Genomic DNA, 20,560 nt, shown 5'->3' on the forward strand with positions numbered 1-20,560 from the left:
AGCTTAGGGCAAGCAGGCGTTGCGCATTGAAAGCCTAGTCAGGTAAAACTTATTTGGTTTAAACGCTCAGGAGGGTATTATGTTAAGCGACAAGTTGCGTATTTTCTCGGGATCGTCTAATCCGGAACTAGCTCAGAAGATTGCTTCGGATTTAGGATTGACGCTCGGCGCCATTAAGATGTCCAGATTCAAGAGTGGCGAAATTTATGTCCACTATGAAGAAACCATCCGGAACTGCGACGTATTTCTGGTTCAATCGTTTTCGCATCCGATCAACGAATATTTCGTGGAGCTGCTAGTTATGATTGATGCAGCGAAACGGGCTTCGGCGAAAACGATTAACATTATTATGCCGTATTACGGTTATGCCCGTCAGGAGCGTAAATCCGCGCCGCGGGAACCGATTTCCGCAAAAATGGTTGCAGACGTATTGACGACAGTTGGGGCGACCCGCGTCGTTACGATTGACTTGCATGCACCAGCGATTCAGGGCTTCTTTAATATTCCGGTCGATCATATGACAGCTCTTGATCTGCTCAGCGATTATTTGAAATCGAAAAATATTAAAAACCCAGTTGTCGTATCGCCAGATGCTGGACGCGCTTCGACTGCCGAGAAGCTTGCCAACTACTTGGACACTTCGTTCGCGATTATGATCAAGAAGCGTCCAGCACATAATGAATCATCGATTACCCATGTTATTGGTGATGTTGAAGGCCAGACACCGATTATTATCGAGGATCTGATTGATACCGGCACAACAATTGTCAATGTAGTCGAAAGCTTGAAGGAACGTGGTGCGGAAGATGTGTACGTGTGCGCTACTCACCCTCTCTTTTCCGGCAATGCTATTGAGCGTTTGGATATTCCAAGTATTAGAGAAGTAGTCGTAACCGACTCTATTCTCCTGCCTGACAACCGTCCGGACCGTTTCACGGTGCTATCGGTTGCTCCTCTGCTTGCAGAAGCAACACGCATCATTATTGAAGGCGGTTCGATCAGCACCCTGTTCAAAAACGCAGGCGTGTAGCGAGAACTTTTTTTAAATATAGGAAAGTATATAATTATCCCATCCTTTCTCTATATTTCTCGGAATGAAACGCGCTGCTCCGCCAGAGGACGGCGACAGCCGTTTCACCTTGTCGACTCTTTATCACAAACAGCATAAATACTTATATGAAATCGCGGGCGGTTATTAAAACGCCCGCGATTTTCATAACTTTTTGCCTTTTGCCACAATGGAACGCGGGTAATTGCAGCCGTCCTGGAGCGTTTCCTTTAGTTTGAGTGCGCGACTTGACCGTTCCTATGTTATAATCGTAGAAAATGAAGTTTCCGGGAGGTGCCTTGCCAATGAAGGGAAAGAAACGCGCGGCCACAGCTGAGCCAAAAACGAAAATCATACCTATTCAGTGGGATGCCACATTCTTTTTCGAACGGGCTGTCCGCTCATTGGACCGATACCACTATGACAAGGCACTTAAATATTTTCGCCGTGCTGTGGAATATGAGCCGGAAAATCCGGTTAACCATTGTAATATGGCTGGCATTTTATCGGAAATGGGCAATTATGAGGAATCCAATAAGATTTTGCATTGGATCGTCGATGAGCTTGATCCTACGATGACGGAATGCCATTTTTATATGGCGAACAACTATGCCAATATGGAACAATATGAAGCCGCTGAAGGGGCTTTGGTGCAATATCTCGAAGAGGATGCGGATGGGCAGTACCTCGATGAGGCGGAAGAAATGATGGAATTGCTCGATTATGAGCTGGAGCGTCCAACGCGGGTAACGAGCATTAAGGCGCGTGAAGGCCTGTTTGAGCATGATCAGGCACGCACGCTTCTGGAGGAAGGCAAGTTTACCGAGGCGGTTCGCCTGCTGGAGGACATTATTGCGGCACAGCCGGAGTTTCTGGCCGCCCGCAACAATTTGGCGCTCGCTTATTATTATATGGGTCTGTTCGATAAAGCGATGGAAACGATTCATGAGGCGCTGCATATTGATGCGGGCAACCTGCATGCCTTGTGCAATTTGGCCATCTTTTATCAGCATGCAGAGGATGAGAAAAGTTTGGCTCCACTGGTGGAGCTGCTGCGCAAGACGGCACCTTTTCATGAGGAGCATGTGTTTAAGCTGGCTACGACGATGGGCATTCTTGGCGAGCATGAGGCGGCTTACCGCCACTTCCTTCGCTTGCTGAAGGACCCTGATCTAAATCAGGACCCATGCCTGTATCATTATGCGGCTGTGGCAGCATGCAATATTGGTCGGTTCCATGAAGCCGAGCGTTTGTGGCGGCAGACAGCGAAGCTTGATCCAAAGTCGAATATTCCCCGCTATTATATGGAGCAGCTGGAGCTGGTGAAGCAAGGGCAGCATAAATCAGCAGTCAGCTACCATTATCATTTGCCGTTTGAGGAGCAGTTCAAGCTTTGGGAAAACTCCTCGGATGGACTGCCTGATCATTTGAAGCGCGACCCGCTCGTCCGCTCCTCCTTCTTCTGGGCGCTGCGCCACGGCGATCGGAACACGAAGCTGCAAGTTATTCAGGCGCTCGGCATGATTGCCGACAATGAAGTGAAGGATGCGCTAAGAGCGTTTTTAATCGAACCGGGCGAAGACGATTATTTGAAGCGGATTGCGATTTTTGTCCTGCGCACCATTGATGTACAGGAGCCTCTGCAGGCGATTTTGGAAGGCAAGGAAACGGTCATTGAACCGAATCGTGTTCCTTCTCGTCTGCCTGTGTGGGAAGCCAAATGGCAGGAAGTAGTCGAAGCTGCGTTATCGCGAATGAACAAACGTTATGATCTGATCCAGCAGCATGATCTAATGACGCTGTGGGTCGAGTTTCTCAGCCGGGTTTATCCGGACGTTCCGAAGCTGAGCAAGGTCGAAGGCTGGGCCGCAGCACTGGAATATTTGACGGCGAAGATGCATCGGCGCACGATTTCGTATCATGAGGTATCCGTTCGTTATGGCACTTCCATTGCAACGGTCAGCAAAAATGCGAAGCGAATCGATCAAGTGTGCGGCATTAAGGAAAAGATGCGTTCGATCAATTCGGTATTTGCGCCAGATGAACCGCTGGAATAGCGAGCAGGCGTGTCTGTGAAATATAATAAGAATAGGGCAAAATCTAAGGAGGGTTACAGGATGTATAAAGCAATTATTATCGGTACGGGTCCTGCGGGACTGACGGCTGCGATTTATTTGGCTCGTGCAAACATGAAGCCGCTAGTTATTGAAGGACCGGAGCCAGGCGGACAATTGACGACGACAACGGAAGTAGAGAACTTCCCGGGCTTCCCAGAAGGCATTATGGGTCCGGATTTGATGGCTAATATGCGCAAGCAAGCGGAGCGTTTCGGCGCAGAGTTCATTACGGGCTGGGTGAACAGCGTGGATACTTCCGCGAGACCGTTCAAGCTGCAAGTAGAAGGCAAAGGCGAATTCGTAGGCGAGTCGCTTATTATTTCGACAGGCGCTTCAGCGAAATACCTAGGCATCCCTGGGGAAAAAGAAAACGTAGGCCGCGGTGTCAGCACCTGCGCCACTTGCGACGGATTTTTCTTCCGCGGCAAAAAAATCATCGTGGTTGGCGGCGGCGACTCCGCTATGGAGGAAGCCAGCTTCCTGACCCGCTTCGCGACGAACGTAGAGCTTGTTAACCGCCGCGATGAGCTGCGCGCTTCTAAGATCATGCAGGACCGCGCACGCGAAAATGAAAAAATCGACTGGAGCCTAAACCGCACGCCAGTTGAGGTTGTAGCTGGGCCAATGGGCGTTACTGGCCTTAAAGTACGCAACAATGAAACGGGCAGTGAAGAAGTCATTGAGACGCACGGCATTTTCATCGCGATCGGCCACACGCCGAACACGGCCTTCCTGAATGGACAGATCGATACGGATGAGCATGGCTACATTAAAGTAAAACCGGGTACTTCCGAGACGAACGTTCCAGGCATCTTCGCTTGTGGCGACGTGCAGGACAGCAAATATCGCCAAGCGATTACCGCTGCGGGCAGCGGCTGTATGGCAGCGCTCGATTGCGAACGTTTCCTTGAAGGCAGCATGACGCATGACTGGAGCCAGTCCCTGTAAACATAGATCGGCGGTTAGGTTCAGTTAGCGCACATAAGGCGCAAGCGCCTATCAAACGCTGAGCTTCCTAGTTCCCTAGATCGAAATGCAGCAAATACCCCTTTGCCTGATGAATAAGGCAAAGGGGTATTTATTGTATGTTTATTGTACGCTTGTATGTTTGGGCAGTACCCTAGAACAAGCAGCACTATGAGCTGGGGTGGCGTACAGGTGGCGCAGCATTGACGCAAGCGGCATAAGCTTGCCGAAAATAATCATTTGCTTGTAGACGCAAAATGCGTCCACAGCTCGCTGCGCGAGGTGGTCACTGCTGTAGCCCCAGCGGCAGTTGCATTTTCCACATCTGCTACAGTTCGGATCAGACCGCCGGCAAAAATCGGAATGCCCGTCCGTTCAAAAACTTCACGAATGATATGCGGCATGACGCCTGGCAGCACTTCAATATAATCAGGCTTCGTGCGCTCCAGCAGCACATAGCTTTTCTCCAATGCCTGGGTATCCAGCAGAAACAAGCGCTGTATCGCAATAAGGCCATTTTTCTTGGCTGTGCTAATGACAGCGCCGCGTGTAGAAATAAGTCCGGCCGGGCGAATCATCTGGCACAAATATTCGGCTGCGTATTCGTCATTTTTGAGGCCGCCGATTAAATCGGCGTGGAGCAGTATTTTTTTGCCATGGGCATTCGCCAGCTCGAAAATGCTCTTCAGTTGGCTGATATGCGTCTCCAGCAGCACAATATAGGAGAAGTCAGAAGTCATCAGCTTTTCCAAATCTTTCGTTTTTCGCGGGGCAGGCAATATTTGCTGGTTGTGAAAGGGCAAGGCCGAATACCTCCTTATCGGGATGTGGATTCATTGATCTATAATAAGCTGCCAGCTAGGCGTGTATACGCGGCTTCGATTTCAATGCGGAACGGAACTCTCCTTCTGAGGGATGGGGAAGTGCTGTTTACGCTTGAAATATAGGAAAGGATATGGTTTTCGCATCCCTTCTCTATATTTTTCGGAATGAAACGCGCCACGCCGCCAGAGGACGGCGACAGCCGTTTCACCTTGAAATATAGGAAAGAATGTGATGTTCCCATCCTTTCTCTATATTTCATCACGAAACGAAAGCTTTGCCGCCAGAGGACGGCAAAGCCGTTTACGCTTGAAATATAGGAAAGGATATGGTTTTCGCATCCCTTCTCTATATTTCTCGGAATGAAACGCGCTGCGCCGCCAGAGGACGGCGACAGCCGTTTACGCTTGAAATATAGGAAAGGATATGGTTTTCGCATCCCTTCTCTATATTTCTCGGAATGAAACGCGCCACGCCGCCAAAGGACGGCGACAGCCGTTTCACCTTGAAATATAGGAAAGTATGTGATGTTCTCATCCTTTCTCTATATTTCATCGCGAAACGAAGCTTTGCCGCCAAAGGACGGCAAAGCCGTTTACGCTTGACCCTAGTCTAATGGATATACGGGGTGAACTCAACGTGCAAATCCAGCGGCAGCAAGGAGCTTCCTGCCTTGACCAGAGGGAGGAGCTTCGCTTATAGTGGACAGAGAAGATTAACATATTAATGAGGTGGACTACAAATGTCTCAAAAGATTTACGTTGGAATCGATGTTGGCGGAACGGCAATTAAGGTCGGATTGTGCAACGAGAACGGGGATTTGCTTCACACGTATGAAGGTCCCACAGAAACGAATAAAGGTACGGATGCTATCCTTGAAAATATTGCTGCTTATGCGCGTGCCATCGTCGCTGAATCTTCCTATGAATGGGAGCAGGTTGGCGGTGTAGGCGTAGGAATCGCCGGTTTCCTGGACATTCCGTCGGGCTATATTAAGTTCGCGCCGAATTTGAAGATTCGCGACGTAAATTTGAAAGATTATTTGGAAGCCAAGCTGGCAACTAAAGTGCTTGTAAACAATGATGCAAACGTGGCAGCGCTGGGCGAGGCTTGGGCTGGCGCGGGCAAAGGCATCGACCACTGCGTATGCTACACGCTTGGTACAGGTGTGGGCGGCGGTATTATTATCGGCGGCAAAATCGTCGAAGGCTTCGCCGGCATGGCTGGCGAGCTTGGACATATTGCAATTGTGCCGGATCTCGAAGCGATTCAGTGCGGCTGCGGCAAGATGGGCTGCCTCGAAACGGTTTCTTCCGCAACGGGCATTATCCGTATGGCGAAGGATGCTGTGGAGCGCGGCGACCGTACGACGCTTGCTCAAGTGACAGACATTATGGCGAAGGACGTTATCGATGCAGCAAAAGCTGGAGATGAAGTAGCTATGCGCATTGTAAGCCGTGCGGCGTATTATTTGGGACGCTCGATGGCGCTGATGGCCGTCGTGCTGAATCCGGAATGCTTCATTATTGGCGGCGGCGTGTCCAAAGCCGGCGAGTTTCTGTTCGAGCAAATTCGCGAAGTATTCGAGAAGTATACACAGAAAGAAGCGCAGGATGGCGTGAAAATCATCCCTGCTACGCTCGGCAACAATGCAGGTGTCGTTGGCGCAGCGGGATTGATTTTGCGCTCGTAGCGATAAACATAGGATAACAGGGACAATTTCCCCGCTTGTGAGGAGGAGAAGAAGATGGAGACGGCAGCGGCACTAGCGAAGCTTGTTATTATTACAGGGATGTCAGGCGCGGGCAAAACGATTGCTGTACAAAGTCTAGAGGATCTTGGCTTCTTCTGCGTCGATAATTTGCCCCCGGTGCTTATCCCTAAGTTTGCAGAGCTGATTGAGCAATCAAACGGGAAGATCGGCAAGGTTGCCTTAGTTATTGACTTGCGCGGCAGGGAGTTTTTTACAGCTTTAGCGGAGTCTTTAAGTTATATTAAAGACCATTCTACCATAAGCTGTGAGATACTGTTCCTGGATGCGACGGACGGCGTGCTCGTTCAACGTTATAAGGAGAGCCGCCGCCGCCACCCGCTTGTGCCCGATGGCTTGCCGCTGGACGGCATCAAGCTGGAGCGCAGAATGCTGGAGGATTTGAAGGGGTCTGCATCGCTGGTCATTGACACCAGCAGTATCAAGCCCGCACAGCTGAAAGAACGGATTATTTCCAGGTTTACGAATTTGGAGCAAAATAGCTTGTCGGTCAATGTCATTTCTTTCGGCTTTAAATATGGCATTCCGATTGATGCGGATTTAATTTATGATGTGCGTTTTTTGCCTAATCCTCATTATATTGAGCATCTGCGCCCAAATACCGGCCAGACGCCAGAGGTTTATGAATATGTGATGAAATGGCCGGAAACGCAGGCGTTTCTGGCTAAACTGGTTGATATGCTCCAGTTCCTCCTTCCGCTTTATCATAAGGAAGGGAAGAGCCAGGTCGTTATCGGCATTGGCTGTACCGGAGGAAAACATCGCTCGGTGGCGATTTCGGAATACTTGGGCCGTGTGCTGGGAAGCAGCGATACGGAACGGGTACGCGTCAGCCATCGCGATTCCGACCGCGACAGGCATTAACGGAGGGAATGTATGCAGAACAGGCACAAAATAGGAGCGCCTCCCAAGATCGTAGTCATTGGCGGAGGCACAGGATTATCCGTTATGCTGCGCGGGCTGAAGGAAAAGCCCATGGATATTACAGCCATCGTCACCGTTGCGGATGATGGGGGCAGCTCCGGCGTGCTGCGCAATGAGCTGCAAATTCCGCCTCCGGGCGATGTTCGCAATGTGCTGATGGCGCTCGCCGATACGGAGCCGCTGCTTGCAGAGGTGCTGCAATACCGATTCAATTCAGGCACGGGGCTTGCCGGGCATAGTCTCGGCAATTTAATGCTGGCTGCTATGGCTGACATCACAGGCGATTTTGTGACGGGCGTACGCGAGCTGAGCAGGGTGCTGGCGGTGCGCGGGCGTGTTTTGCCTGCGGCAGCCCAGGCTATCGTGCTCAAGGCAGAAATGGCCGATGGCTCGATCGTCATTGGCGAGTCGATGATTCCAAAGGCGGGTCAAGCGATCAAGCGTGTATTCATTGATTCGGAGAAGGCACACGCGCTGCCGGAAGCGGTTAAGGCGATCGAGCAAGCAGATGCCATTCTTATTGGGCCTGGAAGCTTGTACACGAGCATTATGCCGAATTTGATTGTTCCCATGCTTGCCCAAGCAATTACGGAATCTTGCGCCGTCAAGCTGTTTGTGTGCAATGTGATGACGCAGCCGGGCGAGACGGACAATTATACGGTATCGGATCATATGAATGCGATTGAGGCCCATATCGGCCTTCAATTATTTGATTATGTCATTGTGAACAATGGTGAAATTTCACCGCAAGTGGAAGCCAAATATGCAGAGATGGGCGCAAAGCCCGTCGCTATTGATTTAGAAGCTATTCGCAGCAAGGGCTGCGAGGTTATTGCGGATCGTTTTGTTTTATTCCAGACGTTTCTAAGGCATGATGCCGAGCGTCTAAGCCATCATATTTATAAGCTAGTGGAAAACTGGATGATTAGAAAGAGGTGACAAACCATGTCGTTTGCGGCACAAACGAAAAAGGAACTTACGCTTATTGAAGCAGATTCCTGCTGTGAGCTTGCAGAGCTTTCCGCACTCATTCGGATGAATGGTTCTGTCAGCTTATCCAGCCGCAAAGTCATTTTGGACATCTCAACAGAAAATGCTGCCATAGCCCGTCGTATTTATTCTCTGGTCAAAAAGCACTTTGAGGTACACACCGAGCTGTTGGTTCGGAAAAAAATGCGGCTGAAAAAGAACAATGTGTATATCGTACGTATTCCAACAATGGTACAATCTATATTGAGCAAGCTTCATATCGTATCGGAAGGTTTCGTGTTCAACTCCGGAATCGATAAAGCGATGATCAAGAAGTCTTGCTGCAAGCGTTCTTATTTGCGCGGGGCTTTCCTTGCTGGAGGTTCAGTGAATAACCCTGAGGGTTCCTCGTACCATTTGGAAATTTCTTCGATGTATGAGGAGTATTGCGCCTCATTAGTGGAGCTTGCCAATAAGTTCGAGCTGAATGCCCGCTGCATTGAACGGAAGAAAGGCTTTATTTTTTACATTAAGGAAGGCGAGAAAATTATTGAGCTGCTGAACATTATCGGTGCTCATCAGGCGCTGTTCAAATTCGAGGATGTAAGGATTATGCGCGACATGCGCAATTCCGTCAATCGCATCGTCAATTGCGAGACGGCGAACCTGAACAAGACCATTGGCGCGTCCGTGCGGCAGATTGATAATATTAAACTGCTGGACCGCGAGCTGGGCCTTGATAACTTGCCGGATAAGCTCAGGGAAGTCGCTGAAATTCGCCTGCAGCACCCCGATCTGAACTTGAAGGAAGTTGGCGAACTGCTGAAAGGGTCAGTAAGCAAGTCGGGCGTAAACCATCGTCTTCGCAAAATTGACGAGCTTGCTGAAAAAATACGCAATGGCTAAACTTTTAACTTCTTGTTTCCGATGGTATAATGATACAATGAGTTTAAAATTATCGGCATAATTAAGGAATGAATAAGATATAGGGGGTATGGTTTCCATGACAAGGCTTCCGGTTGTCGTTCGACTAAAGACGGGTCTTCATGCAAGACCTGCAGCATTATTCGTACAAGAAGCTAATAAATTTTCATCTGAAGTATTCGTCGAGAAAGACGACAAGAAAGTGAATGCCAAATCGATTATGGGAATTATGAGCTTGGCAATCAGTTCGGGCACTGAAGTTTTCATAAGTGCGGAAGGTTCGGACGCAGAACAGGCTGTAAACGCTTTAGCTGCATTGGTAAGCAAGGAAGAGCTGGAGAACCAATAAGAAGCCCTATGCAGCAGGGATTCGCTTGCTCATAACCCTATTATTTGGCCATGCCGCCTTCTGGATCTGAATGATCCGGGGCGGTTTTTTGGTTAAAAAAAGTCCATAACAAAAGAACCCCGGTTCGCCTGAACCGGGGTTCTTTTGTTATGCGTCCACAATAATGCGGGGCAATTAGATTTTTTCAATAACCTTGTCAACGAGACCGTACTCGCAAGCTTCTGCTGCGCTCATGAAATAGTCGCGATCGGTATCTTTCTCCACGCGCTCAAGCGGTTGGCCTGTGCGCTCGGACAGGATGCCATTCAAGTGGTCGCGCATTTTGATAATGCGGCGTGCGCGAATTTCGATATCGCTCGCCTGGCCTTCAGCGCCGCCCAGCGGCTGGTGAATCATAACCTCGCTGTTCGGAAGCGCGTAACGCTTGCCTTTGGCGCCTGCTGCAAGCAGGAAAGCGCCCATCGATGCTGCCATACCTACACAAATGGTGGATACGTCAGGCTTGATGTATTGCATCGTATCATAGATAGCCATACCCGAGGTGATGGAACCGCCAGGGCTGTTAATGTAAAGGGAGATGTCTTTCTCAGGGTCATCAGCTGTCAGAAACAGCATCTGTGCGATGATGGAGTTGGCTACAACGTCATTGACGCCCGAGCCCAAGAAGATAATACGGTCCTTCAATAACCGGGAATAGATGTCGTAGGAGCGCTCTCCGCGATTAGTTTGCTCAATAACCATAGGGACGAAATTCATATCCTGTAAACCTCCTCCGAAAAATAACAAGATTGATATTGCCGTAACATCATAATAGCGGATGAAACGTTAAAAGTCAAAGATAGTCAGACAAATCAGATTTTTCTCTATCGCATGCCTTTTTGCAGCTAAAAAACGATATAAAAAAACCACCCTTTCATCAGGGTGGCCACATACTAGGCTTCATAAACACGATTGCTTGTTGTATGTCGTTATTGGCAAATCAGAACGCGCCCGCTAGGAATCGAACCTAGATCTCAGGCTCCGGAGGCCTACGTCATATCCATTGGACCACGGGCGCATGTATAAAAGTAACAGCAAGATTTAGTATATGTTAAATGTGAATAGAAATCAAGCCAGCTATTAAAAATAAATTTGATAAAATCGTGTCAGTAAACGGTTTCATATGAAATTGTTGACTTGAAATGTTAGATCAAGTTCGGTAAAATAGAGGTGGGACTTAAAACGAAAGCATGGGACGTTTCGTGTCCACCGCAATGCATGAGTATCGGTTTCGCTTAACTTAGTACGGGTGGAGTGAATAATTAGAAGATGCGCCAAATGATTGAATTGCAGCAGCAGCTTCTGCCAGATTTGCTCGACGTGATGAGGAAGCGCTACAGGATACTGCACCAGGTTATGCTCTCTGATCTCATCGGCCGCAGAACGCTTGCGACAACGCTCGGTATGACGGAGAGGGTGCTGCGAGCAGAAACGGACTTTCTAAAGTCGCAGGGCTTGCTTGAAATTCATGCTTCAGGCATGAGAATCAGTGAACCTGGCAAAGAACTGCTTGAACAGTTTGAGCCTTTTGTGCAGACGATTTTCGGCTTATCGGAGCTTGAGGAGAAGATCAGAAGTTATTTCGGGCTGAGCCAAGTTGTTGTTGTGGCCGGCGATTCTGATGTATCCGCGCAGACGAAGCGGGAACTCGGCAGAGCAGGAGGGCAGGTACTGCGCAAAGCGATGGAGCAAGGCGACGTCATTGCCGTTACAGGCGGTACGACGACTGCTCAGGTAGCCAATCAGCTTTCGGCTGTGGCGCCGCTTAAAACCAATTGGTTCGTGCCTGCAAGAGGCGGACTTGGCGAAAGCGTCGATTATCAGGCGAATACGATTGCTTCCACCATGGCGAAGCGGACAGGTGCCAACTATCGGCTGCTTCACGTTCCTGATCATCTTGGCGAGGAAGCTTATGCTCCCATTATGCAGGAACCGAATATCCAGGACATTATAGAAGTGATCCGCAGGGCGCGTATTGTCGTGCACGGCATCGGAGACGCTATGGTGATGGCTCGGCGCAGGAAGCTTGATGAGGCGACGATGCAGGGTATTGAAGCTGAAGGAGCGCTTGCTGAAGCATACGGTTTTTATTTTGATCGCAGCGGGCAAGTGGTTCACAAGATGCCGACGGTAGGACTACGGCTCGAGGATATTGTGAAGACTGAAGTAGTTATCGGAGTAGCCGGAGGCAAAAGCAAAGGTGAAGCGATCGCTGCAGTTATGCGTTTTGGACACAATGATGTGTTAGTTACCGATGAGGCTGCCGCATTAGAAATCATTGCGATTATTGAAGGCTCAGCTCCATAAAAATATAAGAATTTATAAGTTGCAGCTTATAAATAGGACTTATATTTCACCGCGAAACGGCAGCTTTACCGCCAGAGGACGGCTTTCGGCCGTTTACGCTTGAATTCTAAGAATTTATAAGTTTTATCCTTATATCCGCTTAGAATTCTAGGGCAAAGCTCTTCGCTCGTCCTAGAAGGACGACAAAGTCGTTTTTGCTTGGCAAGTGATCTTGATGCTTCGCGCGCCGGGCGAGACAATGGCATCCGGCATGCGAAATGTCTTGAAATATATTTTTTATCCCAAAACACTCTAGGAGGAAACAACAATGGTTAAAGTAGGTATTAACGGTTTTGGTCGTATTGGTCGTAACGTATTCCGCGCAGCTCTGAACAACGCTGATGTTGAAATCGTAGCAGTAAACGATTTGACAGACACAGCTACACTGGCTCACCTTTTGAAATATGATACAACTCACGGTACTCTTGATGCTACAGTTGAAGCTAAAGAAGGCGCGATCGTAGTTAACGGCCGCGAAATCAAAGTTTTCGCTGAGCGCAACCCTGAGAACCTGGCTTGGGCTTCTGTAGGCGCTGAAATCGTTGTTGAATCCACTGGTATTTTCACAGCTAAAGAAAAAGCTGAGCTTCACCTTAAAGGCGGCGCTAAAAAAGTTATCATCTCCGCTCCTGCTACTAACGAAGACATTACTATCGTTATCGGCGTTAACGAAGACAAATACGATGCAGCTTCCCACACAATCATCTCCAACGCTTCTTGCACAACGAACTGTCTTGCTCCGTTTGCAAAAGTATTGAACGATAAATTCGGCATCGTTAAAGGCATGATGACAACGATCCACTCGTACACAAATGACCAATCCGTTCTGGATGTACCGCACAAAGACCTTCGTCGTGCTCGTGCAGCTGCTGAGAACATCATTCCTTCATCGACTGGTGCTGCTAAAGCGGTATCCCTTGTACTTCCTGAGCTGAAAGGCAAACTGAACGGTATGGCTATGCGTGTTCCTACACCTAACGTTTCCGTTACTGACCTGGTAGCTGAATTGAAAGTTAACGTTACAGTTGAAGAAGTTAACGCTGCTTTGAAAGAAGCTGCTGACGGCGCTCTTAAAGGCATCTTGAACTACAATGAATTGCCGCTTGTATCGAGCGACTACAACCACGATCCAGCTTCTTCCACAATCGATGGTCTGTCGACTATGGTTGTTGAAGGCAACATGGTTAAAGTTGTTTCTTGGTACGACAACGAGTGGGGCTACTCGAACCGCGTAGTTGATCTCGCTGCTTATATCGCAAGCAAAGGTCTGTAAGAACAAGGGAAATATCCCCCACAATTACATGGAACGCTTTACGTCCCAGGCCGGTATTGCACTGGCCCTTGGGATACGCTTAATCCGCGGCGCTCCCGGGGCATCGTATGCGATTCAAGCGAAACCTTAACAGGGGCGCGATTTTGTCTTCATGACGAAGCGCAGCTTCAGGTTCGCGAGCCTTCTGGCCGCGGGCCAAGAGGGAGCGTTCCTTCTTTTAATAAAGAGGGAACGCTTCTTTTTGTTTGAATATAGAAAGTGTTAAGCTTTGCACGCTAATATCAGGAGGTTACATTCATGGCTAAAAAAAGTGTTCGTGACGTAGAAGTAGCAGGCAAACGGGTATTCGTACGCGTCGATTTCAATGTGCCGCTCGAAGATGGTAAAATTACCGATGACAAGCGTATCCGTGAGACGCTTCCTACGATTAACTTCTTGATCGAAAAAGGCGCGAAAGTTATTTTGGCAAGCCACTTGGGCCGCCCGAACGGTGAAGTTGTAGAAGAGCTTCGCCACACAGCATCGGCAGCGCGCCTGTCCGAGCTGCTTGGCAAACCGGTAGTAAAAGCGGATGAGTCGATCGGTGAAAATGTTAAAGCGCAAATCGCGGCTTTGAACGCTGGCGATGTATTGCTGCTTGAAAACGTTCGTTTCCATGCGGGCGAAGAGAAAAACGATCCTGAGCTGGCGAAAGCTTTCGCTGAGCTTGCTGATCTTTACGTAAATGATGCTTTCGGAGCTGCACACCGTGCTCACGCTTCGACTGAAGGCATTGCGCACCACCTGCCGGCTGTTTCCGGTCTATTGATGGAGAGAGAGCTTGATGTTCTTGGCAAAGCGCTGAACAACCCTGAGCGTCCTTTCACAGCTATCGTAGGCGGTTCGAAGGTTAAGGATAAAATCGACGTTATCAACAAAATGATCGAAATTGCCGACAACATTATTATCGGTGGCGGCTTGTCCTACACATTCTTCAAAGCACAAGGCCATGAAATCGGCAAGTCGCTCGTAGACAACTCCAAGCTTGATCTGGCGCTTGAGTTCATCGAGAAAGCGAAAAAGCTGGGCAAAAACTTCCTCATTCCAGTTGATATCGTTGTAGCTGATGATTTCAGCAAAAACGCCAACACGCAAATCGTTGACGTTGACGGCATTCCAGCTGAGTGGGAAGGCATTGACATCGGTCCTAAGACGCGTGAAATCTACGCAGAAGCGATTAAAAACTCCAAGCTGGTTGTTTGGAACGGACCAATGGGCGTATTCGAAATCGAGCCTTTCTCCCATGGTACACAAGCAGTAGCGAAAGCATGTGCAGAAACAGCTGGCTACACCGTTATCGGTGGCGGCGATTCGGCTGCAGCGGCTGAGAAATTCGGTCTGGCTGATAAAATGGACCACATTTCCACTGGCGGCGGCGCTTCCCTGGAATTCATGGAAGGCAAAATTTTGCCGGGCGTTGAAGCACTTAACGATAAATAAGCAACCCATACAGTACAGGAGGGTATATATATGAGCAGAAAACCAATTATTGCAGGCAACTGGAAAATGTTCAAAACGGTTTCTGAAGCGGCTTCCTTCTTCGCAGATGTGAAAGGCAAAGCAGAGGTTGATGGCGTAGAGAGCGTGATCTGCGCGCCATTTACAGCACTTCCTTCCCTTGTTGAAGCAGCTAAAGGAACAACGATCGCGATTGGCGCTCAAAATCTTCACTTCGAAGACAATGGCGCATTCACAGGTGAAATCAGCGGCGTGATGCTGAAAGACCTGGGCGTAAAATATGTCATTATCGGCCACTCCGAGCGTCGTGCTTATTTTGCTGAGACAGACGAAATCGTTAGCAAAAAAGTACATGCAGCATTCAAGCATGATCTGACTCCTATCGTATGTGTAGGCGAGAAGCTTGAAGAGCGCGAAGCTGGCGAAACAAAAAATGTTTGCAACGTGCAAACGGTAGCGGCATTCCAAGGCTTGTCCGCAGCTCAAGCAGCTGAAGTCGTTGTTGCTTATGAGCCTATCTGGGCGATTGGCACTGGCAAATCTTCAACTTCTGAAGATGCACAAGACGTTATCGGTTATATCCGCAGCGTAATTGCAGGTCTTTATGACGATGCTACAGCAGCAGCGGTTCGTATCCAATACGGCGGCAGCGTCAAACCTAACAATGTTGCTGAATATATGGGTCAGCAAGATATCGACGGCGCGCTTGTAGGCGGAGCTAGCCTTGAGCCTGCTTCCTATATCGCACTGATCGAGGGGGCCAAGTAAGATGGCTGCTCCAGTTGCATTAATTATACTTGACGGCTTTGGTCTGCGCGATGACGTGACAGGCAATGCAGTTGCCCAAGCGAAAAAGCCTAACTACGACCGTTACTGGTCGACTTACCCTCATACGCAGCTGACAGCGAGCGGTGAAGCGGTAGGCTTGCCAGATGGACAAATGGGCAACTCCGAGGTTGGCCATTTGAACATCGGCGCAGGCCGCATCGTTTATCAGGATTTGACTCGCATCAGCAAGTCGATCCGCGATGGCGAGTTTTTCGACAACGAAACGCTGCTCGGCGCTGTGCGTCATGCAAAAGCAAATAGCAAGAAGCTTCACCTGTACGGCCTGCTGTCCGATGGCGGCGTACACAGCCACATTGCGCATTTGTTTGCTCTGCTTGACCTGGCGAAGAAGGAAGGCCTAGAAGATGTTTATATCCATGCATTCCTTGATGGCCGCGACGTTGCCCCGGATAGCGCAAAAGGCTACATGGAGCAGCTTCTCGCGAAGATCGAAGAGGTTGGCGTAGGCCATGTTGCAACGGTGCAAGGACGTTATTACGCGATGGACCGCGACAAACGCTGGGAGCGGGTAGAGAAGTCTTACCGCGCTATGGTGTATGGCGAAGGCCCGCAATATAACGATCCGCTCAAGGCGATAGTTGAATCGTACGAGAAATCCGTTTATGATGAATTTGTTATGCCAACGGTTATCGTGGGCGAAGATGGCAAACCGGTTGGTCTTGTCGAGTCGGAGGATGCAGTTATTTTCTTCAATTTCCGGCCTGACCGTGCGATTCAACTGGGACAAGTATTTACGAATGAAGATTTCCGCGGTTTTGAACGTGGGGAGCATGCTCCAAAAAATCTGTATTTCGTATGCTTGACGCTGTTCAGCGAAACGATTGGCGGCTTTGTCGCTTATTCGCCGAAAAACCTTGATAATACGCTTGGTGAAGTGCTTGTGCAAAACGGCAAGAAGCAGCTTCGCATTGCGGAAACGGAAAAGTATCCGCATGTTACGTTCTTCTTCAGCGGCGGCCGCGATCATGAACTGCCGGGCGAGACTCGCGTTCTGATTAATTCGCCTAAAGTAGCGACTTATGATCTGCAACCAGAAATGAGCGCTTATGAGGTAGCGGCAGCTGCAGTCAGCGAGATTGAAGCAGATAAGCATGATGCGATTATTTTGAATTTTGCCAATCCCGATATGGTAGGTCACTCCGGCATGCTGGAGCCGACAATCAAAGCGGTGGAAGCAACGGATGCATGCTTGGGCCAAGTCGTTGAAGCTGTGCTTGCTAAAGGCGGCGTATGTATTATTACAGCTGACCATGGTAATGCCGATATGGTATTTGATGCAAATGGACGTCCTTTCACAGCGCACACAACCAACCCGGTGCCATGCATTGTGACGGTTGCTGGAGCAACGCTGCGTGAAGGCGGAATTTTGGCAGACCTTGCACCGACGGTGCTTGATTTGATGCAGCTTTCCAAGCCGGCAGAAATGACGGGCATTTCCCTGATTCAGAAGTAGCAACTATCATTAAACTAAGAGGAGTGTTCAAACATGTCTATTATCGTTGACGTATATGCACGCGAAGTATTGGATTCCCGCGGTAATCCAACAGTAGAAGTAGAAGTATCCCTAGAGTCCGGTGGCCAAGGCCGCGCTATCGTTCCATCCGGCGCATCCACTGGCGCATACGAAGCTGTTGAGCTTCGTGATGGCGACAAAGGCCGTTACCTTGGTAAAGGCGTAGAAAAAGCAGTAGATAACGTTAACACGATTATCGCTCCTGAAATCATTGGTCTGGACGCTCTTGATCAAGTAGCTATCGACCGCAAAATGATCGAGCTTGACGGTACGCCGAACAAAGCTAAGCTGGGTGCTAATGCGATTCTTGCTGTATCGATGGCTGTAGCTCGCGCTGCTGCTGATGCACTGAACGTATCCCTGTACACTTACCTGGGCGGATTCAACGCTAAAGTTCTGCCAGTTCCAATGATGAACATCATCAACGGCGGCGAGCACGCGGACAACAACATCGACGTACAAGAGTTCATGGTTCTGCCAGTTGGCGCTCCAACGTTCAAAGAAGCTCTTCGTATCGGCGCTGAAATTTTCCACAGCCTGAAATCGGTTCTGAAAAACAAAGGCCTGAACACAGCTGTAGGCGACGAAGGCGGCTTTGCTCCTAACCTTGGTTCGAACGAAGAAGCAATCACTACAATCATTTCCGCTATCGAGAGCGCAGGCTACAAGCCAGGCGTTGACGTATTCCTCGGTATGGACGTAGCTTCGACTGAATTCTTCAAAGATGGCAAATACCACCTGGAAGGCGAAGGCAAATCCTTCACGCCTGCTGAATTCGTTGACCTGCTTGCTTCATGGGTTGATAAATACCCAATCATCACAATCGAAGACGGCTGCTCCGAAGACGATTGGGATGGCTGGAAATTGCTTACTGAAAAATTGGGCGACAAAGTTCAACTCGTTGGTGATGACCTGTTCGTTACAAACACTGAGCGTCTGTCCGATGGTATCGACAAAGGCGTGGGCAACTCGATCCTGGTTAAAGTTAACCAAATCGGTTCCCTTACTGAAACATTCGACGCAATCGAAATGGCGAAACGCGCTGGTTACACAGCGGTTATCTCTCACCGTTCCGGCGAAAGCGAAGACAGCACAATCGCTGACATCGCAGTTGCAACTAACGCTGGCCAAATCAAAACAGGTGCTCCGTCCCGTACGGACCGCGTAGCGAAGTACAACCAATTGCTTCGTATCGAAGACCAACTGGGTGCTACAGCTCAATACGCTGGTAAATCCGCATTCTACAACCTCAAAAACTTCAAATAAGCTTAAACAAATGACAGCTTGTTCAGTTTGATTGTCCAGTACTCTGGTCTTCTCTAAATGAGCAAGTATCAATGCGAATAAGCTTTTATGCACTTATGCACTAAAAAATCCCTGCCCACAAATATTGTGGAGCAGGGATTTTTGGTATGTAAAAAGGGTGTGGAAGGCTGTTGAAAAGGCAAGTGGAGAAAAAGGGTTGGGGTGGAGAAGCGTAGCATTCGCAGGCAACAGCGATCGAATCCCAACCCTTTTACGCAGCGCAGATCCTGTTCATCAGCCTTCCACTATCGCCGTACCGTCTTACGACCAACAGCCAACTCCACACTATGCACAATAATGTAGATAACCAGCAAACAAATAGCCAGCACTATCGACCCTTCCGAATACTGCTGAAACAGCCTCACCGACCAGCCGTCATCGCCAATAATCCAATAGGCAATAAAATTAGAAACGGCAATACCGTCCTCGAACGAGGGAATCAGACTGTATAAATAATTTTGTGAAAGACCAATTGCAGCTATAAGCGTAACAATGACGGAAATGAACACGCCTTTGGAGTAAATGTATAAGGCGCCCGCTTTTTTGAGAACAATCATGGTTAGGATAATCCCGGCCAAACAAATGATGATAAACAAAGCAGTATCCCCCTTTGCATAAGTAGTGTGCGAAGCCTTTGCTTGTTTTGGTCACCTCTAATGACGAGCCTGTTTTGCAAATGGTTGCTGGATTTGAGCAGAAAAGGAGGTGTTATTTTATGGATAAACAAGTGCTGAGTCTGCAAATGTATTCGCTGCGGGACATTACAGAAAGCGACCTACTGGGGTCTCTGGACAAGGTAGCTGAAATCGGCTATAAAGCGGTCGAATTCGGGGGTTATTTTCACGCGCCGGCAAGAAGGTTGAAAGAGCGTTTGGATTCACTGGGGCTCATTGCGCCTTCCGCGCACATCCCGCTTAATTTTGAAAATATAAAAAAAATTCCATCAGACTTCGAGAAGCAGGTTGAATATGCAAATGAGATTGGGCTGAAATACATGGTCGTGCCTTGGGTTCCTGTGCCAGAGGTGCCGAAAATGGACGATATTAAATATTTGGCAGAAATTTTGGAGCGATGTGCTTGGCAAACGAAGCAGCAGGGCATAAAGCTATGCCTGCATAACCATGATGCGGATTGGAAAAAGGTTGAAGGCAAGCCGCTGTATGTGCACCTGCTGGAGCTTGTGCCTGCGGATTTGTTAGAGGCGGAGCTGGATTTGGGGTGGATTTATATGGCGGGTTATGACCCGGCTGAATACGTGAAGTATTATTCGGATCGGCTGCCGCTCGTCCATTTTAAAGATTTTCAGGAGGGACGCAAGGATACGGAGCTCGGGAGAGGAGATGTCGGCTACACCGAGCTGTATGAGGTGGTAAAACATTCGGGAGTAAAATATATCATTATTGAGCAGCAGCAGTTTACGGAAACGTCACTGAAAAGCGCAGAGATGAGCTTTCATTTTATGCAAAGGCTCATGCAAGGACCGCAGCCAGCCAAGGGATAGCCGTAACAGGAAATGTTAGGGTTAAACAGCAAAGTATTGTTTTCAGTAAATCGCTGTGATACAATCATTTTATATGTTTTAATGGAGCTCCTATGCTGGAGGTGGATTGAATGGATATAGCTTTGAAAATTTTACTGGTTATTTTTTCGGTTGGCCTAATTGCGGTCGTATTGCTGCAAAAAGGTAAAAGCGCGGGATTGTCCGGAGCCATTAGTGGTGGCGCTGAGCATTTGTTCGGCAAGCAGAAAGCGCGTGGTTTGGACTTGTTCCTGCAGCGTTTGACGATTGCACTGGCTGTTGGATTTTTCGTCCTGTCGCTCGTTGTTGCTTACGTCGTACAACAGTAA

At 48.8% G+C, this 20,560-nt stretch carries 19 protein-coding genes and 1 tRNA gene; 16 read left to right on the forward strand and 4 right to left on the reverse strand.

The window, feature by feature from the left end; all coding sequences use genetic code 11:
* The first annotated feature begins 79 nt into the window (after positions 1–79).
* The 3 genes from AC50Y5_RS21145 to trxB all read left to right on the forward strand — a co-directional run bounded on the left by AC50Y5_RS21145 (position 80) and on the right by trxB (position 4,113).
* Positions 80–1,030: a ribose-phosphate diphosphokinase gene (locus tag AC50Y5_RS21145; protein ID WP_056032519.1), complete on the forward strand. Its 951-nt coding sequence runs from the start codon at positions 80–82 to the stop codon at positions 1,028–1,030.
* 323 nt (positions 1,031–1,353) lie between these two features.
* Complete coding sequence (locus tag AC50Y5_RS21150; RefSeq protein WP_056032516.1) at positions 1,354–3,105, forward strand: tetratricopeptide repeat protein; 1,752 nt, start codon at positions 1,354–1,356, stop codon at positions 3,103–3,105.
* Positions 3,106–3,165: 60 nt separating this feature from the next.
* On the forward strand, positions 3,166–4,113 hold the full coding sequence (gene trxB / locus AC50Y5_RS21155) for a thioredoxin-disulfide reductase (protein WP_494863559.1): 948 nt from the start codon (positions 3,166–3,168) through the stop codon (positions 4,111–4,113).
* Between the two features lie 254 nt (positions 4,114–4,367).
* Here the strand turns inward: trxB and AC50Y5_RS21160 are convergent, their stop codons facing one another.
* Positions 4,368–4,934: a glycerol-3-phosphate responsive antiterminator gene (locus AC50Y5_RS21160; RefSeq protein ID WP_056032510.1), complete on the reverse strand. Its 567-nt coding sequence runs from the start codon at positions 4,932–4,934 to the stop codon at positions 4,368–4,370.
* A 761-nt stretch (positions 4,935–5,695) separates the two neighbouring features.
* Here AC50Y5_RS21160 and AC50Y5_RS21165 point away from each other — a divergent pair.
* The 5 genes from AC50Y5_RS21165 (at position 5,696) to AC50Y5_RS21185 (ending at position 9,890) form a co-directional block, all read left to right on the forward strand.
* Positions 5,696–6,646 (forward strand): ROK family glucokinase, encoded by a 951-nt coding sequence (locus AC50Y5_RS21165; RefSeq protein WP_056032507.1) that lies wholly within the window; start codon positions 5,696–5,698, stop codon positions 6,644–6,646.
* 54 nt (positions 6,647–6,700) lie between these two features.
* Positions 6,701–7,588: an RNase adapter RapZ gene (gene rapZ, locus AC50Y5_RS21170; protein ID WP_056032504.1), complete on the forward strand. Its 888-nt coding sequence runs from the start codon at positions 6,701–6,703 to the stop codon at positions 7,586–7,588.
* A gap of 12 nt (positions 7,589–7,600) precedes the next feature.
* Entirely contained in the window at positions 7,601–8,587 is a 987-nt protein-coding gene (locus AC50Y5_RS21175) for a gluconeogenesis factor YvcK family protein (protein ID WP_056032501.1), read from the forward strand.
* Positions 8,588–8,593: 6 nt separating this feature from the next.
* Entirely contained in the window at positions 8,594–9,523 is a 930-nt protein-coding gene (whiA, locus tag AC50Y5_RS21180; RefSeq protein ID WP_056032497.1) for a DNA-binding protein WhiA, read from the forward strand.
* A 97-nt stretch (positions 9,524–9,620) separates the two neighbouring features.
* On the forward strand, positions 9,621–9,890 hold the full coding sequence (locus AC50Y5_RS21185) for an HPr family phosphocarrier protein (RefSeq protein WP_046234108.1): 270 nt from the start codon (positions 9,621–9,623) through the stop codon (positions 9,888–9,890).
* Between the two features lie 174 nt (positions 9,891–10,064).
* On the opposite strand, the gene clpP is transcribed toward AC50Y5_RS21185, so the two are convergent.
* Entirely contained in the window at positions 10,065–10,646 is a 582-nt protein-coding gene (gene clpP, locus AC50Y5_RS21190; protein WP_056032494.1) for an ATP-dependent Clp endopeptidase proteolytic subunit ClpP, read from the reverse strand.
* Between the two features lie 229 nt (positions 10,647–10,875).
* Positions 10,876–10,947: transfer RNA gene (locus AC50Y5_RS21195), tRNA-Arg, on the reverse strand.
* Positions 10,948–11,198: 251 nt separating this feature from the next.
* On the opposite strand from AC50Y5_RS21195, the gene AC50Y5_RS21200 reads away from it, so the two are divergent.
* The 6 genes from AC50Y5_RS21200 (at position 11,199) to eno (ending at position 18,673) form a co-directional block, all read left to right on the forward strand.
* Positions 11,199–12,236, forward strand: a complete 1,038-nt coding sequence (locus tag AC50Y5_RS21200) for a sugar-binding transcriptional regulator (RefSeq protein ID WP_056032491.1) — start codon at positions 11,199–11,201, stop codon at positions 12,234–12,236.
* A gap of 307 nt (positions 12,237–12,543) precedes the next feature.
* Positions 12,544–13,548 carry a type I glyceraldehyde-3-phosphate dehydrogenase gene (gene gap / locus AC50Y5_RS21205; protein ID WP_099517684.1) on the forward strand — a complete coding sequence of 335 codons (1,005 nt, stop codon included), beginning with the start codon at positions 12,544–12,546 and terminating at the stop codon, positions 13,546–13,548.
* A 297-nt stretch (positions 13,549–13,845) separates the two neighbouring features.
* Entirely contained in the window at positions 13,846–15,027 is a 1,182-nt protein-coding gene (locus AC50Y5_RS21210; RefSeq protein WP_056032485.1) for a phosphoglycerate kinase, read from the forward strand.
* A 30-nt stretch (positions 15,028–15,057) separates the two neighbouring features.
* The gene (gene tpiA / locus AC50Y5_RS21215) at positions 15,058–15,813 is read left to right on the forward strand and encodes a triose-phosphate isomerase (protein WP_494863560.1); all 756 of its coding nucleotides are present in this window, start codon (positions 15,058–15,060) and stop codon (positions 15,811–15,813) included.
* 1 nt (position 15,814) lies between these two features.
* Complete coding sequence (gene gpmI / locus AC50Y5_RS21220) at positions 15,815–17,347, forward strand: 2,3-bisphosphoglycerate-independent phosphoglycerate mutase (RefSeq protein ID WP_056032479.1); 1,533 nt, start codon at positions 15,815–15,817, stop codon at positions 17,345–17,347.
* A 33-nt stretch (positions 17,348–17,380) separates the two neighbouring features.
* The gene (gene eno, locus AC50Y5_RS21225; protein WP_046234101.1) at positions 17,381–18,673 is read left to right on the forward strand and encodes a phosphopyruvate hydratase; all 1,293 of its coding nucleotides are present in this window, start codon (positions 17,381–17,383) and stop codon (positions 18,671–18,673) included.
* A 284-nt stretch (positions 18,674–18,957) separates the two neighbouring features.
* Here eno and AC50Y5_RS21230 read toward each other — a convergent pair whose 3' ends face one another.
* On the reverse strand, positions 18,958–19,308 hold the full coding sequence (locus AC50Y5_RS21230) for a hypothetical protein (RefSeq protein WP_494863561.1): 351 nt from the start codon (positions 19,306–19,308) through the stop codon (positions 18,958–18,960).
* Positions 19,309–19,427: 119 nt separating this feature from the next.
* Between AC50Y5_RS21230 and AC50Y5_RS21235 the strand changes: the two genes are divergently transcribed.
* Both AC50Y5_RS21235 and secG read left to right on the forward strand, forming a co-directional pair.
* Entirely contained in the window at positions 19,428–20,213 is a 786-nt protein-coding gene (locus AC50Y5_RS21235; RefSeq protein WP_494863563.1) for a sugar phosphate isomerase/epimerase family protein, read from the forward strand.
* A 110-nt stretch (positions 20,214–20,323) separates the two neighbouring features.
* Positions 20,324–20,560, forward strand: a complete 237-nt coding sequence (secG, locus tag AC50Y5_RS21240) for a preprotein translocase subunit SecG (RefSeq protein ID WP_046234099.1) — start codon at positions 20,324–20,326, stop codon at positions 20,558–20,560.

This window comes from Paenibacillus sp. JT22N7, assembly GCF_059383875.1.

What these genes read in the sequence shown, in the direction of transcription:
- AC50Y5_RS21145 (WP_056032519.1), top strand. Translation starts at nt 80, where the DNA reads ATGTTAAGCGACAAGTTGCGTATTTTCTCGGGATCGTCTAATCCGGAA.
- AC50Y5_RS21150 (WP_056032516.1), top strand. Translation starts at nt 1,354, where the DNA reads ATGAAGGGAAAGAAACGCGCGGCCACAGCTGAGCCAAAAACGAAAATC.
- trxB (WP_494863559.1), top strand. Translation starts at nt 3,166, where the DNA reads ATGTATAAAGCAATTATTATCGGTACGGGTCCTGCGGGACTGACGGCT.
- AC50Y5_RS21165 (WP_056032507.1), top strand. Translation starts at nt 5,696, where the DNA reads ATGTCTCAAAAGATTTACGTTGGAATCGATGTTGGCGGAACGGCAATT.
- rapZ (WP_056032504.1), top strand. Translation starts at nt 6,701, where the DNA reads ATGGAGACGGCAGCGGCACTAGCGAAGCTTGTTATTATTACAGGGATG.
- AC50Y5_RS21175 (WP_056032501.1), top strand. Translation starts at nt 7,601, where the DNA reads ATGCAGAACAGGCACAAAATAGGAGCGCCTCCCAAGATCGTAGTCATT.
- whiA (WP_056032497.1), top strand. Translation starts at nt 8,594, where the DNA reads ATGTCGTTTGCGGCACAAACGAAAAAGGAACTTACGCTTATTGAAGCA.
- AC50Y5_RS21185 (WP_046234108.1), top strand. Translation starts at nt 9,621, where the DNA reads ATGACAAGGCTTCCGGTTGTCGTTCGACTAAAGACGGGTCTTCATGCA.
- clpP (WP_056032494.1), bottom strand. Translation starts at nt 10,646, where the DNA reads ATGAATTTCGTCCCTATGGTTATTGAGCAAACTAATCGCGGAGAGCGC.
- AC50Y5_RS21200 (WP_056032491.1), top strand. Translation starts at nt 11,199, where the DNA reads ATGCGCCAAATGATTGAATTGCAGCAGCAGCTTCTGCCAGATTTGCTC.
- gap (WP_099517684.1), top strand. Translation starts at nt 12,544, where the DNA reads ATGGTTAAAGTAGGTATTAACGGTTTTGGTCGTATTGGTCGTAACGTA.
- AC50Y5_RS21210 (WP_056032485.1), top strand. Translation starts at nt 13,846, where the DNA reads ATGGCTAAAAAAAGTGTTCGTGACGTAGAAGTAGCAGGCAAACGGGTA.
- tpiA (WP_494863560.1), top strand. Translation starts at nt 15,058, where the DNA reads ATGAGCAGAAAACCAATTATTGCAGGCAACTGGAAAATGTTCAAAACG.
- gpmI (WP_056032479.1), top strand. Translation starts at nt 15,815, where the DNA reads ATGGCTGCTCCAGTTGCATTAATTATACTTGACGGCTTTGGTCTGCGC.
- eno (WP_046234101.1), top strand. Translation starts at nt 17,381, where the DNA reads ATGTCTATTATCGTTGACGTATATGCACGCGAAGTATTGGATTCCCGC.
- AC50Y5_RS21235 (WP_494863563.1), top strand. Translation starts at nt 19,428, where the DNA reads ATGGATAAACAAGTGCTGAGTCTGCAAATGTATTCGCTGCGGGACATT.
- secG (WP_046234099.1), top strand. Translation starts at nt 20,324, where the DNA reads ATGGATATAGCTTTGAAAATTTTACTGGTTATTTTTTCGGTTGGCCTA.